The following is a 13,208-nucleotide window of genomic DNA, read 5'->3' on the forward strand; positions in this document are numbered from 1 at the left end:
TTATTGAAAACAAGTGAGTAAATTTAACATTTTCCATCACTGTCACCAAGCAATCATCCTTAATAACTGTTTATTTCTAACGTTTTGTTGCTAATAATTAGTATTAATCATCAATACCGCCACCGACTAATTGGTATTTACGCAGTAACCCCCTTAGTTGATGGTAGCTTAATCCCAACAGTTCAGCGGCATTTCGCTGATTAAATTTAGCTTGATCCAATGCTTTACGTATAATGCCGATCTCTTGATCTTGCTGCCACTGGCGCAGATCGACAGGAAAGCAGATCTCGGTAGCTGAGCCACCCGGTACCGCGGTGTCGCTCTGTTCATTATTGGTCGGCTTGGTGTGCCAGGGGGCATGAAAAGGATCAACAATGATTTCTCTAACCGGTTCATCTTCAATACTGTGGCGAAACACCGAACGTTCGACCACGTTCTTTAGTTCCCGAATATTACCGGGCCAGCGGTAGTGAAGTAATTCACCTCTGGCTTGCGGTGAGAAGCCTGCGAAATAACCAAAACCTAACTCTCGGCACATACGTACGGCATAATATTCAGCCAGTGGGAGAATATCTTCCTGGCGTTCACGTAACGGCGGAAGGTGAATAATATCAAAGGCCAAGCGGTCAAGCAGGTCGGCGCGGAACTTACCGTCTCGGGCTAATTGCGGTAAATCAGCGTTGGTTGCGCAAATTAAACGGACGTTAGCCTGGCAGGTCTTACTGCCCCCCACGCGTTCATATTCGCCATATTCGATCACTCTTAATAGTTTTTCTTGCACGCCAAGAGGCGCCGTAGCCAGTTCATCAAGAAAGAGTGTTCCGTCTTCAGCTCGTTCAAATCGCCCCTGATGACGGCCTTTTGCGCCTGTAAATGCGCCAGCTTCATGGCCAAAAAGCTCAGAGTCGATGATCCCTTCGCTCAGTGCTGCACAATTTAAGGTGATCAGCGGTTGATCCCAACGGCGTGATAAATAGTGAATACGTTGTGCAATCAGTTCTTTCCCCGTCCCTCTTTCGCCAAGAATAAGAATAGGACGATCTAAAGAAGCAAGCCGGGAGGTCTGATCAAGTACAGAAAGAAACGCTTCTGATTCACCGATTAAATTATCTGCCTTACGCATGGTCAATCTCGCTAAATATTGGCGTGTATACCCACACAATAACAGCCAGTTTACTGAGCTGTAAAGCTAAGTGCATGATTTTTAGTTAACAATAAACTGGCACAGTACTTGATATATCTATGGTGTGTTATTAAATTAGTAAACAAAAAAATCAGCCAGAAGCTTAAACAGCGGCGGGTTTAACTAAGGAGTTTGATTATGGGTATTTTTTCTCGCTTTGCAGACATTGTAAATGCAAATGTAAACTCATTGCTTGATAAAGCTGAAGATCCGCAGAAGATGATCCGTCTTATCATTCAGGAAATGGAAGACACTCTCGTTGAAGTACGTACCACATCAGCTCGTGCGTTGGCTGATAAGAAGGAACTGCAACGCCGTATAAATGCCATCGAAGCACAAAGTGATGACTGGCAGCAAAAAGCAAGCCTGGCACTGCAAAAAGGCCGTGAAGATCTGGCCCGTGCTGCCTTGATTGAAAAGCAAAAAATCAGTGATATCGCACTCACCTTAAACGAAGAATATAAGTTAGTTGAAGCAACCATTGATAAGCTAAGCGGTGAAGTTGCCGAGCTTGAAACGAAGTTGCAAGAAACTCGTGCGCGTCAGCAAGCGTTGGTGATGCGTCATAAAGCGGCAGGTAACCGTCGTGATGTACGTCGTCAGCTTGATACCGGTAAAGTGGATGAAGCATTATCGAAATTCGAGCAATACGAACGCCGGATTGATGAAGTGGAAGCAGAAGCCGACAGTTACAACCTGGGACGTGGTAAAAACTTAGAAGATGAGTTTGCCAATCTTCAGGCTCAAGACGAGATCGAGAAAGAACTGGCTCGTATGAAAGCGAACATTAAAGATAAAGAATAATAGCTGTGAGTTAAACTGTTACAAGAATAATCACAGTAAATAACAGACTGATTCTGCGCGGAAAAGGAGAGAACAAATGTCTATGGGTTTTATTGTTGGTCCAATTGTGGTGTTCTTAATATTCGTTGCACCGCTGTGGCTGATTCTTCACTACCGCAGTAAGCGGAATGTGGGAGAAGGTTTGTCGGGTGAAGATCAAGAAAAGTTACAGGCGTTAGTTTCCCGTGCAGAACAGATGCAAGAGCGTATCGTGACACTTGAACGTATTCTTGATGCTGAAGCGCCGCAATGGAGGCAAAAGCAATGAGTAAAATCCTATATCGCGATCCGAAGAACGGCAAACTGGGAGGGGTGTGTGCAGGGCTTGCCGAATATTTCGGTGTTGAAATTTGGCTGGTGCGAATATTAACAGTATCAGCCTTTTTATTCGGGGGCGGTTTTTTCATAACGCTGGCTTATATCGCCGCTTTTATGATCCTTGATAAAATGCCAGAAGAGCGTCATCAGCAGCAAAATATTTACAAAGAACATAATGTTAAACAAAAACCGTGGCAAGCAGGAAGACCGCCAGAGCAAGTGCTGGAGAGCGTAGAAGCTGAGTTGGACAGCATGGAGAAAAACGTACGTAAGATGGAAGCGTATGTGACTTCATCCGCTTTTAAAGTGGCGCGTGAATTTAAAAACCTTTAGTGCATTTGATAAAGCGACGGTGGTCGAGCAAGGATGAAGTATAGAAGCAGGCTCTCGGCCTGCTTTTTAGTCTTTGGTTTGCTCTTAAGTTTGGTATAAAGAACTGAATCGGATATTCATCACCCGTTAATATTCGTTGCGGTATGGTTTATAAAGTAGTTAAGAACAGTCGTTGAATAACGCAGGAAAGAGTATGAATCGAATTAGTAGTGAGCTGAACAAATTAGTGAATCGTAGTTTAGACCGTCATGTCCGTCTGGCGGTGACAGGGTTATCCCGAGCCGGTAAAACGGCGTTTATTACTTCTCTGATCAATCAGCTTCTGCATGTAAGTACTAACCCGCGCCTGCCTCTTTTCTCAGCTGTTCGTGATGGTAACTTGTTGGGATCTAAGCGTGTTCCTCAGCTAGATATGCATGTACCGAAGTTTGCCTATGATGAAGGCATGAATGCTTTACTCTCTTCCCCCCCGAGCTGGCCAGAGCCTACTCGTGATGTTAGTCAGACCCGCTTGGCTCTCAGGTATAAGCCGCAAAAAGGGCCGATGAAGTTGCTGCAGGAAACGGCAACCTTATATCTAGATATTGTTGATTATCCGGGGGAGTGGTTATTGGATTTACCCTTGCTGAACCTGGATTTCCTCAGTTGGTCTCGTCAGCAAGCACAGTTACTGAAGGGAAAACGCCAGACGCTGGCTCAAGATTGGATGGCGGAGGGGGAGGCGTTTGATCCGTTCGCCCCGGCCGATGAAGCCTTGATCGAGCGTCTCTCGGCATCATTCACTGATTATCTGTTCAAGTGCAAAGCCGAAGGAGGCTTGCATTGGGTTCAGCCGGGTCGGTTTGTTCTGCCTGGCGAGCTTGCCGGGGCACCGGTGCTACAGTTTTTCCCGTTTGTCTGGGCTGGTAAATACACGGATGCACAGCTGCAACAGGCTGATGAACACAGTAACCTTGCGATGTTGCAAGACCGCTATAAGTATTATCAGCAACACGTAGTGAAAGCCTTCTATCGTGATCATTTCTCTACATTCGATCGACAGATCATACTGGTGGATTGTCTGCAACCGCTCAATGGCGGCCCTGAATCGTTTAACGATATGCGACAGGCGCTTGATCAGCTGATGCAGAGCTTTAAATACGGTCGCAGTTCGTTATTACGCCGTTTGTTTTCACCACGCATTGATAAAGTGTTATTTGCGGCGACCAAAGCTGATCATGTGACCGCAGAGCAGCATCCCAATCTGGTGAGTCTGTTACAGCAATTAGTCAATGAAGCCTGGCATACGGCTTCATTTGAGGGGATTAAGATGGATTGTGTCAGTCTTTCATCAATTCAGGCAACTGAGCCGGGATTTGTCGCTTATAAAGGTGAGCAAATGCCCGCCTTACGGGGGCATACACTAAATGATCAGGTGCAAACCCTGTTTCCGGGTGAGGTGCCACGACGTTTGCCAAACGAGAGTTTCTGGCAAAACAATGGCTTCGATTTTGTGAATTTTCGGCCGCTACCACTGCAGAGTGACGAACCACTGCCCCATATCAGAATGGATAAAGCCTTAGAGTATCTGCTTGGAGATAAATTGAAATGAGTGAATCCTATAAAACCAAAATCTTATTTGATGAATCCGAGCAGGCGTCCCAGGCAAGTCAATTTACTCAGCCAGAGAACGAGCGTAATAATCCAGAAAGCGAACTCACAAGTCAGATGCAGTTTGCCGAAGAAAATGGATTTTTACCCGACGTTAAAGTTGATCATGATGTTGAAGAGCAGCTTTCGCAAACCCTTGCCAGTAAACCTAAGCGCGGCACTGGCTGGCTGAAAGGCGTGTTAATCGCAGGGGCAGCAATGACGGGTTGGCAAACCGTTGATTATGTTCTATCAGCGTATCAAGGCAGTGACTGGTTAGCGTTGGGCTGGAGTGGTATTGTCGCGGCAGTAGCTGCGACCGGTATTACCGCATTAGGGCGGGAGTTGTTGAAGTTACGGCGACTTAAACAACGACAAACAGAGCGAGATCAGGCTCAGGCATTATTAGAGGCCGATGGTATCGGTCAGGGCAAAGCGTTTTGCATGAAATTGGCAAAACAAAGCGACATCAGGGATGAACATGTCGGCTATGATAGCTGGCTACAGGCACTCGCGGCGACTCACAATGATCGTGAAGTACTGGAGCTCTATGATCAGCTGGTACTTTGTCATCAGGATAAGTTAGCGCGACGTTTAGTGGCGAAATATTCAAGTGAAGCCGCTGTCATGGTTGCGCTTAGCCCGTTAGCGCTAGCAGATATATTGCTGGTGGCATGGCGTAATTTTAAATTAATTGAGCAAATCTCAGCCGTTTATGGTGTCGAACTGGGCTATTGGTCACGTATCAAACTGGTGAAACTAGTACTGGCAAATATGGCCTTTGCCGGGGCAACAGAAGTGATTGCAGATACTGGAATGGACATGCTCTCTATTGATTTGGCCGGACGAATGTCAACACGGGTTGCACAAGGGGTTGGTGTGGGTTTACTTACCGGACGATTAGGCCTGAAAGCGATGAGTTTAATGCGCCCATTACCCTGGCAGCCAGAGCAGCAACCAAGGCTGGGTGAAATTCGCCGTGATTTGCTGGCGCAACTGACGCGAAAAGGTGATAAACCACCCGGTCGCAGTGAATAACACTGTACCGGGTTAATCCGCTTTTATATACCTTCACTATTCGAGGAACGGAGCGTCTTGACGTGGTTGGAATAAACCGATTATCTCTGCTTCGCATTGCTCAGAGAACGGTCATACGTACAGCTCATGATTGTTCCATCTCTCATCATGTAACATCAGTGACTTGACTCACATTCAGCTTCGTCGCACACTTTAATAGTGTCAACTATTCCTGACACATTAACAGACCAAACAGTATAATTATCTGATCCACCCAGAGTATGTCAGCTGTTGAGCATAAACTGAACGTTGAAACGAGAAGGCGCACGATATGAGGTTACAAGTCAATTGCGAAGACCGGCTTGGAATAACCCGAGAACTGCTGGATATATTAACCAGCCAGGAGATTAACCTTAGGGGGATTGAGATTGACCGCATCGGGATCATTTATCTCAATTGTCCAGAAATTGAGTTTGAACAATTTAGTCAGCTCATGTCGCAAATTCGTCAGTTAGATGGTGTAACCGATGTTCGTAAAATTCAGTTCATGCCAAGTGAGCGGGAACATAAAGAACTAAAAGCACTTTTGCAGACGCTGCCGGATCCTTTTTTCTCAATCAACCTCAGCGGAAAGGTTGACCTTGCCAACGAAGCGGCTGAACACCTGATGGGGAAATCCAGCCATGATTTGTTAGGGGAAAGCATCCAGGTGATCCTGGGTTTCAACTATAGTCGCTGGTTGGAAAAAGAGAATGCTAAAAAGCGTAGCGAAATGGTGGTAATTTCAGGCCTTGATTATCTGATGGAAGTCATGCCTGTATATGTGGCTGATGAGAGTGAAGAGCCGGTATTAGCCAGTGCCGTGATCCTGCTTAAATCTCTGTCTGAGGCAAAAATGCCGATCGCAATGCGCAAAATCAGTGGAGATAACGGTTTTGAGCATTTAGTCGGGCAATCTTCCCGCTTCAAGCATTTGCTTGCTCAAGCTAAAAAGCTGGCTTTGCTGGATGCTCCTTTACTGATCCAGGGTGAAACAGGGACCGGGAAAGAGATGCTGGCACGCGCTTGTCACCAGCGTTCTATACGGCGAGAACAGCCTTTCCTCGTCGTTAACTGTGTATCTATGCCTGATAATGCCGCGGAAACCGAGTTGTTCGGTTTTGCGGGTGATCACCATGAGCCAGGTAAGAAAGGTATTTTTGAGCAAGCAGCTGGTGGCACTGTTTTCTTGTATGAGATCGGTGAAATGTCGCCTCACCTGCAAATTAAGCTACTACGTTTTTTGCAAGACGGCACATTCCGCCGGGTCGGTGAAGAAGAAGAGATTAAAGTCGATGTTCGGGTGATTTGTTCAACCCAGAAAAAACTGCCAGACTTAGTTGCTGCCGGTGAGTTTCGGGAAGATCTTTATTATCGATTGAATGTATTAGCGTTGGTTGTACCGTCGTTGCGAGAGCGCACCGCAGATATTGTTCCGTTGGCAGAACTGTTTTTGGCCCAGTTTGCACAAGAGTTACAACAGCCAAAGCCGCAGATTTCTGAACAACTGGCGCAATACCTCAGTCAGTATGCGTGGCCTGGTAACATCCGGCAGCTTCGCAATGTATTATTTCGGGCGATGACTCAGGTAGAGGGGCCCGAAATAACGGTAGACGATGTGCAATTACCCGAAAATGAGTCGACCAGTATTATCAGCGATGAGACGTTAGATGGCTCACTTGATGAAATAATGAAGCGCTATGAGTCGGGGATCCTGGCGAACCTTTATCGCAGCTACCCATCAACCCGTAAGCTGGCAAAACGCCTGGGTGTGTCTCATACCGCAGTGGCCAATAAGCTGCGTGAGTACAGTCTGACAAAGCGATAGCCTAAGCTAACAATTTCAGGTTAAGATTTGTTCAATAACGAGAGTTGGCCTGACTCCAGCGCTAATAGTTGAGACACCATTTCGCGCCCGTACCGGTAGCCACATAAGCTGTTACTGCCATTGCGAACACGGTGGCAGGGAATGATTATCGGGATGGGATTGACATTCTTTGCCATTCCAATCGCTTGACCAGCCAGTGGCTTACCAATTTTTGTTGCTATTTGTTGGTAATTGCAGGTTTGACCGAATGGTATCTCAGTGAGAGAGTGCCAAACTTGTTGTTGAAAGGCGGTACCTTGTGGCGCTAGCGGAAGAGTGAAGGTGCGCCGCTTGCCATCAAGGTACTCTTTTAGCTGGCTAATATAGGGTTTCATTGCATCGGGATTGCGTTCCCAACTGCCGTCGGGGCAAAAACCGGCGCTGCCAACAGTCAATTGTCGTAGCCCCTTGTCATCAGCAAGCAGATAGATTTTTCCTAATACGGTATCTAGACAGTCGTAGTACATCATATGTTATAAGGGACTAATTTGTTTAATACTATTATAAACCGCTCTTCAACATTAGTGGTTGATGAACTTAAAATTCGTTTGATTGGTACCAAAGATGCACAACGCATTTCAGCTTATTACCAAAAAAATCGTGAATTTCTCCAGCCTTGGGAACCGCTGCGTGAAGAAGGTTTCTTTTCGGTACAAGGGTGGGAAAAAAGGCTGATCCAATTATCGGAGCTGCAAAAGCATCATTTAGCTTATTATTTTGTGATCGTAAAGCAAGGTTCTGACGACATTTGTGGTGTGATTAATTTTAGTAATTTGATCAAGCATCCTTTCTATGCATGCCATGTTGGTTACTCGCTGGGTGACGAATATCAGGGCGAAGGTATTATGCGCCGTTCATTGAATGCCGTAGTGCAATGGATGTTTGAAGAGAGACATTTCCATCGCATTATGGCGGGCTACATGCCGAGAAATGATAAAAGCGGCAAGGTGTTGTCTGAGCTAGGGTTTGAAAAAGAAGGTCTGGCCAAAGACTATCTGTTGATAAATGGCCAATGGGAAGATCACGTACTGACCGCAAAGACGAACCCGGACTGGACACCGCCAAACAAATAATCGGAATAAAAAAGAGGCTTGCTGTAATAGCGAGCCTCTTTAGGCTGTACCGAGTACCTAGGAATTTATTCTACTGTCAGAATGCGCATGTTGTTCGTTGAACCAACAGTGTCCATCACATCACCTTGAGTGACGATGACCAGATCACCTTTCACTAAGTAACATTTGTCTTTCAATACGGCGATTGCGTGCTTAGCGGCGTCAAGGCCTGCATCGCTATCACGATCAAAGTAGATCGGTGTTACACCACGGTATAGTGCCGCACGGTTTAGGGTCTTTTCATTGCGAGACATTGCAAAGACAGGCAAACCAGAAGAAATACGTGACATCATTAGCGGCGTACGGCCAGACTCTGTCATCGTGATCATCGCTTTAACGCCTTCCATGTGGTTAGCAGCATACATGGTCGACATTGCAAGGGTTTCTTCCGGAGAGGCGAAAGTACGAGACAGGCGGTGGTTAGAAACGTTGATGCTCGGCTCTTTTTCAGCACCAATACATACGCTAGACATTGCCTCTACGGTTTCAACCGGGAAGTCGCCCGCAGCCGTTTCAGCAGAAAGCATTACTGCATCAGTACCATCAAGTACGGCGTTGGCCACGTCCATGACTTCTGCACGTGTTGGCATTGGACTGGTGATCATTGACTCCATCATCTGAGTCGCCGTGATCACAGTGCGGTTCAAGCTACGTGCACGACGGATCAGTTTCTTCTGAACGCCAACTAACTCAGGGTCACCAATTTCTACACCCAAATCACCACGAGCAACCATAACTGCGTCGGATGCCATGATGATATCATCCATCGCTTCGGTGGTTGCAACGGCTTCCGCACGTTCAACCTTTGAAACCAGTTTAGCTTCCAGGCCAGCATCGGTTGCCAGACGGCGGGCATATTTCATGTCTTCGCCGTTGCGAGGGAAAGAGACGGCCAGGTAGTCAACACCCATTTTCGCAGCAGTAAGAATGTCGGCTTTATCTTTATCTGTCAGTGCTTCTGCTGACAGGCCACCACCTTTTTTGTTGATACCTTTGTTATTAGAAAGCGGGCCAGGCACCGTCACTTCGGTGTGAACTTTATTGCCTTCTACAGCAATAACTTTCAACTGTACACGGCCATCATCAAGAAGAAGAATATCGCCGGTAATAACGTCTTTTGGCAGTTCTTTATAATCAAGACCAACAGAATTTTGATCGCCTTCACCTTTAGGCAGATCACTATCTAGAGTGAATTTGTCACCGATAGCTAGCTGGATTTTACCGTCTTTAAACGTTGAAACGCGGATTTTAGGACCTTGCAAATCGCCAAGAATTGCAACGTGTTTACCGAGTTTAGCCGCGATTTCACGTACCGTTTTTGTGCGCTGAATGTGGTCTTCAGGGCTACCATGAGAGAAATTCATTCGAACAACGTTTGCACCTGCAGCGATAATTTTTTCAAGGTTGTTATCGCGGTCGGTAGCAGGACCAAGGGTCGTTACGATCTTTGTACGTCTAAGTCTTTCTGACATTGGAAACTCCATCTATTATTTAATCTGACAATTTCAGTGGGTGAGATCACAAAAATTGACTTGCCGCTGAATGTGATTGAAATATTACTACATAAACAGGGCACTAACAGCTGTTCTTTATCAACAAACTGAAACAAAAACACATTTGTTTCGTGAAAAAGTGATGAATAAAATCGCTATTGTATTCACAACTGCCGATAAAGGATGCTGTTAACACGTTAAGCGTTTGCTTAAGTGTAGCCGCGGTATAGAAGTGGTTTGGGTATAAATGGGGAGTGGCAGATATTTTGAGGGATGCAGTGTTGGCGGCATAAAAAAGCACGAATAATCATTCATGCTTTTTTAGCCACTTTATAGAGTCCGTATTACAGAGTATTCTCTTTTGAAAAACGTGAGTCTTTTAAAGATTCTTTCACGCGTTTCAGGTTTTCTCTAAACCCGGCACCGCGACGTAAAGTGAAGCCTGTTGCCAGCACATCAATGACAGTCATTTGTACAACTCGGCTTGCCATCGGCATATAAATATCGGTGTCTTCCGGTACATCTAAGCAAATAGACAGAGAACACTCACGATCGAGTGGAGAGTCTTTTGCAGTAATACCGATAACCGTTGCGCCGTTTTCACGGGCCATATGAGCAATTTCAACCAGGCTCTTAGTGCGGCCTGTGTGAGAAATCATCACGACAACGTCACCATCGCTGCAGTTAATGACGCTCATACGTTGCATTACGATGTCATCAAAACAAACAATAGGGATATTGAAACGGAAGAATTTATTTTGTGCATCATGAGCCACGGAAGCGGATGCCCCCAGGCCAAAGAAAGAAATTTTCTTTGCTTGGGTCAGCAAATCAACGGAACGGTTGATTTGCATTGGGTCTATGCTGTTTTTTGCAACATCGAGGCAAGCCATTGTCGATTCGAAAATCTTTGCTGTATAAGCGTCTGGGCCATCATCTTCTTCGACATTACGGTTCACATAAGGCGTACCATTGGCAAGACTTTGTGCTAAGTGAAGTTTAAAATCAGGGAAGCCCTTCGTATCAAGACGACGACAAAAACGGTTAACTGTCGGCTCACTGACATCGGCCATTTTAGCCAGAGTCGCGATGCTCGAGTGAATAGCCGTTTGCGGTGATGCGATGATCACTTCTGCAACTTTACGTTCAGACTTACTGAAGTTGTCTAAATTTTTTTGAATCTTTTCTAGGGTATTCATGGAGATTACCGCGCTTCGTTACTGAATTTCATTAAAGGCCATTTCGTTCTCACGAAGCCAATTATTTTGAAACTATACTACTTTTCATGGATTTGCTCCTAGTAATTCTATGAATCATGCTTTCTATTTTTATTATAGTTTGATCGGGATCGAATTTTTTCTTTCAGTTCTGAAATTTTTTTTTAAATATTCGCTATTTTAAAGGTCGATTTGGTGTTATTTCTGTTGCAAAATTTCACTTGCAAGGAATTAATTTACGGGGTGAAATAAATATATGTGTTTAATACTGTTTGTCACACTTGGTATTACTGTTGGATAGCGCTTCGTTTGGTCTGTAAGGAATATTTATGAAAGTGAGCATTTGCGGTTGTGGCTGGTTAGGCTTGCCATTAGCCAAATTTCTGGTTGCAAAAGGGCTAGAGGTTTACGGCAGTAAAACTCGGGCGGATTCTGCAAGCCGACTTCTCCAATATGGAATTCATGGCATTGCGTTAACAATTCCTTTTGCTAATACGGTAGATGAAAACGCCTTTGATGATAAAAATAAACGAGACCACCAGAGTGCACGTCAATTAAGTAAATTAACTGATTTAAACAAATCAACTGAATTAACTAAATTCTTTCAAACCGATGTACTGGTGATAAATGTCCCTCCCCGGCGGAAGACGATGTCAGGTAATGAGTATGTGGAAGCTATCGTATCGCTCTCTGATGCGGCAAAAAAAGCCAGTTGTCAGCGGGTGATTTTTGTCAGTACAACTTCCGTTTATGGTGGTTTGACGGGGGAGGTGCTGGAAACATCCATTCCTCAACCTGATACGGAATCGGGGCTTGCGCATTTTAATATTGAACAACGACTTCGGGAGTCTTGGGGGGATGACCTGGTCGTACTGCGCCTGGCTGGGCTGATTGGCCCGGATCGTCATCCGGTTAAATTCCTAGCCGGTAGAGAAGGTCTGGCCGGTGGCGAAGAGCCCGTGAACTTGGTTCACCTTGATGACTGTATCCAGGCTATTGGTAGCATTATACACCAGCAGCCAGCCTTAAAAGTTTTGCACCTGGCTGCAACGTCGCATCCCACGAGAAAGCAATATTATACTGCGATGGCATCGAGAGCGGGTTTGTCTAAACCCATTTTTACAGCAGGTTCTGCGATGGGTGGCAAGATTATAAACGCTGATAACAGCTGTAGAGTGTTGGGAATAATGCTGCAGCATGATGATCTGATGGTCCATTCTCCTGAGATTGATTGCCACTGATTGCGCGCGTCGCCTGATATCTGTCTTCCCCTTATACTTCAGATAAAAAAAATCCCGCTGAAAATCAACGGGAGGAATGTTCCATACACAATAAGGAATTAAGCAGTAGTGGCATTTAAAATTAATGAAAAGTAAACCGCTAGGTTGTTATCGCCATTAATATCAATGTCACTAATTATGGCTCTGAGGATCTGAGAAGGTTCCAATAAATTTCAAATAATGCGGATTATTTCTTAATGGATAGCTGAGTTGCTCAAAATCAACACTTTAGCTCTGTCTGTTAAAAAATCTGATTAGCGCCAATAAGAGCTGCTGTTAGTAGAAACGCATGGTTGATGTGGATTGAAGAGGGGTGAGGCAAAAAAAATCCCGCTGAAAAAAACAGCGGGAGGAATGTTCATTCAAACAATTAGGAGTTTAGCAGCAGTGGCATCTCTGATTAATGAAAATGAACCCTCTGGGTTGCTATCTCCATTAATATTAATGTCACTAGTTATGACTCTGGGGATCAAAGAAGGTTCCAAGAAATGTTAAAAAAACAGTTTTTTTTCTTCATGGGCGCCCCAGTTACTCAAAATCAATGGGTTAGCTACTGTGAACTGGGTGAGAAAGGTTGCTCAGATAAAAAAAATCCCGCTGAAATTCAGCGGGCGGAATGTTCCATAAAACAATTAGGAGTTTGTAGCAGCAGTGGCATCTCTGATTAATGAAAATGAACCGAGTGGGTTGCTATCTCCATTAATATTAATGTCACTAGTTATGACTTCGGATATCCGTATTGGTTCAACATTTATGTGGTTTTTTAATGGATTCTTCTGAATCGCGCATTTTGTGGTGTTTGCGTATAACGAGCAAAAGGGGTAATTGTCATTACCAGACAATGGCGGAAGGGACTATAAATGGATAAAAAAAAGCT

Annotated in this window: 13 protein-coding genes; 9 read left to right on the top strand and 4 right to left on the bottom strand. The window is 45.0% G+C overall.

Annotated elements, in window-relative coordinates; genetic code table 11:
* Positions 1–103 precede the first annotated feature (103 nt).
* On the bottom strand, positions 104–1,123 hold the full coding sequence (pspF, locus tag L4D76_RS03030) for a phage shock protein operon transcriptional activator (RefSeq protein WP_428439455.1): 1,020 nt from the start codon (positions 1,121–1,123) through the stop codon (positions 104–106).
* A 198-nt stretch (positions 1,124–1,321) separates the two neighbouring features.
* On the opposite strand from pspF, the gene pspA reads away from it, so the two are divergent.
* The 6 genes from pspA to tyrR all read left to right on the top strand — a co-directional run bounded on the left by pspA (position 1,322) and on the right by tyrR (position 7,190).
* Positions 1,322–1,987 carry a phage shock protein PspA gene (gene pspA, locus L4D76_RS03035; protein ID WP_428439456.1) on the top strand — a complete coding sequence of 222 codons (666 nt, stop codon included), beginning with the start codon at positions 1,322–1,324 and terminating at the stop codon, positions 1,985–1,987.
* Positions 1,988–2,063: 76 nt separating this feature from the next.
* Positions 2,064–2,294 carry an envelope stress response membrane protein PspB gene (gene pspB, locus L4D76_RS03040; protein ID WP_428439457.1) on the top strand — a complete coding sequence of 77 codons (231 nt, stop codon included), beginning with the start codon at positions 2,064–2,066 and terminating at the stop codon, positions 2,292–2,294.
* Positions 2,291–2,677 (top strand): envelope stress response membrane protein PspC, encoded by a 387-nt coding sequence (pspC, locus tag L4D76_RS03045; RefSeq protein ID WP_428439458.1) that lies wholly within the window; start codon positions 2,291–2,293, stop codon positions 2,675–2,677. The genes pspB and pspC overlap by 4 nt, the downstream gene beginning before the upstream one ends.
* Positions 2,678–2,870: 193 nt before the next feature.
* A complete protein-coding gene (locus L4D76_RS03050; RefSeq protein ID WP_428439459.1) occupies positions 2,871–4,268 on the top strand; it encodes a YcjX family GTP-binding protein in 1,398 nt (465 codons plus the stop codon).
* Positions 4,265–5,344 carry a YcjF family protein gene (locus L4D76_RS03055; RefSeq protein WP_428439460.1) on the top strand — a complete coding sequence of 360 codons (1,080 nt, stop codon included), beginning with the start codon at positions 4,265–4,267 and terminating at the stop codon, positions 5,342–5,344. Before L4D76_RS03050 ends, L4D76_RS03055 begins: the two co-directional genes overlap by 4 nt.
* Before the next feature lie 310 nt (positions 5,345–5,654).
* Positions 5,655–7,190 (top strand): transcriptional regulator TyrR, encoded by a 1,536-nt coding sequence (tyrR, locus tag L4D76_RS03060; RefSeq protein WP_428439461.1) that lies wholly within the window; start codon positions 5,655–5,657, stop codon positions 7,188–7,190.
* Positions 7,191–7,210: 20 nt separating this feature from the next.
* Here the strand turns inward: tyrR and L4D76_RS03065 are convergent, their stop codons facing one another.
* Positions 7,211–7,696: a methylated-DNA--[protein]-cysteine S-methyltransferase gene (locus tag L4D76_RS03065; protein ID WP_428439570.1), complete on the bottom strand. Its 486-nt coding sequence runs from the start codon at positions 7,694–7,696 to the stop codon at positions 7,211–7,213.
* 21 nt (positions 7,697–7,717) lie between these two features.
* Between L4D76_RS03065 and rimJ the strand changes: the two genes are divergently transcribed.
* The gene (rimJ, locus tag L4D76_RS03070; protein WP_428439462.1) at positions 7,718–8,302 is read left to right on the top strand and encodes a ribosomal protein S5-alanine N-acetyltransferase; all 585 of its coding nucleotides are present in this window, start codon (positions 7,718–7,720) and stop codon (positions 8,300–8,302) included.
* 65 nt (positions 8,303–8,367) lie between these two features.
* Here the strand turns inward: rimJ and pyk are convergent, their stop codons facing one another.
* The gene (gene pyk / locus L4D76_RS03075) at positions 8,368–9,813 is read right to left on the bottom strand and encodes a pyruvate kinase (protein ID WP_428439463.1); all 1,446 of its coding nucleotides are present in this window, start codon (positions 9,811–9,813) and stop codon (positions 8,368–8,370) included.
* Between the two features lie 365 nt (positions 9,814–10,178).
* Positions 10,179–11,033 carry a MurR/RpiR family transcriptional regulator gene (locus L4D76_RS03080; protein ID WP_428439464.1) on the bottom strand — a complete coding sequence of 285 codons (855 nt, stop codon included), beginning with the start codon at positions 11,031–11,033 and terminating at the stop codon, positions 10,179–10,181.
* A 347-nt stretch (positions 11,034–11,380) separates the two neighbouring features.
* Here L4D76_RS03080 and L4D76_RS03085 point away from each other — a divergent pair, with 347 nt between their 5' ends.
* Positions 11,381–12,292 (top strand): SDR family oxidoreductase, encoded by a 912-nt coding sequence (locus tag L4D76_RS03085; protein ID WP_428439465.1) that lies wholly within the window; start codon positions 11,381–11,383, stop codon positions 12,290–12,292.
* A gap of 527 nt (positions 12,293–12,819) precedes the next feature.
* Positions 12,820–12,999, top strand: a complete 180-nt coding sequence (locus tag L4D76_RS03090; RefSeq protein ID WP_428439466.1) for a hypothetical protein — start codon at positions 12,820–12,822, stop codon at positions 12,997–12,999.
* The last annotated feature ends 209 nt before the right edge of the window (positions 13,000–13,208 follow it).

Source organism: Photobacterium sagamiensis, assembly GCF_050337085.1.
GTDB classification, from domain to species: domain Bacteria; phylum Pseudomonadota; class Gammaproteobacteria; order Enterobacterales; family Vibrionaceae; genus Photobacterium; species Photobacterium sagamiensis.

Excerpts from the sequence above, each read along its gene's own strand:
- pspF (WP_428439455.1), bottom strand. The coding sequence starts at position 1,123 with ATGCGTAAGGCAGATAATTTAATCGGTGAATCAGAAGCGTTTCTTTCT.
- pspA (WP_428439456.1), top strand. The coding sequence starts at position 1,322 with ATGGGTATTTTTTCTCGCTTTGCAGACATTGTAAATGCAAATGTAAAC.
- pspB (WP_428439457.1), top strand. The coding sequence starts at position 2,064 with ATGTCTATGGGTTTTATTGTTGGTCCAATTGTGGTGTTCTTAATATTC.
- pspC (WP_428439458.1), top strand. The coding sequence starts at position 2,291 with ATGAGTAAAATCCTATATCGCGATCCGAAGAACGGCAAACTGGGAGGG.
- L4D76_RS03050 (WP_428439459.1), top strand. The coding sequence starts at position 2,871 with ATGAATCGAATTAGTAGTGAGCTGAACAAATTAGTGAATCGTAGTTTA.
- L4D76_RS03055 (WP_428439460.1), top strand. The coding sequence starts at position 4,265 with ATGAGTGAATCCTATAAAACCAAAATCTTATTTGATGAATCCGAGCAG.
- tyrR (WP_428439461.1), top strand. The coding sequence starts at position 5,655 with ATGAGGTTACAAGTCAATTGCGAAGACCGGCTTGGAATAACCCGAGAA.
- L4D76_RS03065 (WP_428439570.1), bottom strand. The coding sequence starts at position 7,696 with ATGTACTACGACTGTCTAGATACCGTATTAGGAAAAATCTATCTGCTT.
- pyk (WP_428439463.1), bottom strand. The coding sequence starts at position 9,813 with ATGTCAGAAAGACTTAGACGTACAAAGATCGTAACGACCCTTGGTCCT.
- L4D76_RS03080 (WP_428439464.1), bottom strand. The coding sequence starts at position 11,033 with ATGAATACCCTAGAAAAGATTCAAAAAAATTTAGACAACTTCAGTAAG.
- L4D76_RS03085 (WP_428439465.1), top strand. The coding sequence starts at position 11,381 with ATGAAAGTGAGCATTTGCGGTTGTGGCTGGTTAGGCTTGCCATTAGCC.
- L4D76_RS03090 (WP_428439466.1), top strand. The coding sequence starts at position 12,820 with ATGTTAAAAAAACAGTTTTTTTTCTTCATGGGCGCCCCAGTTACTCAA.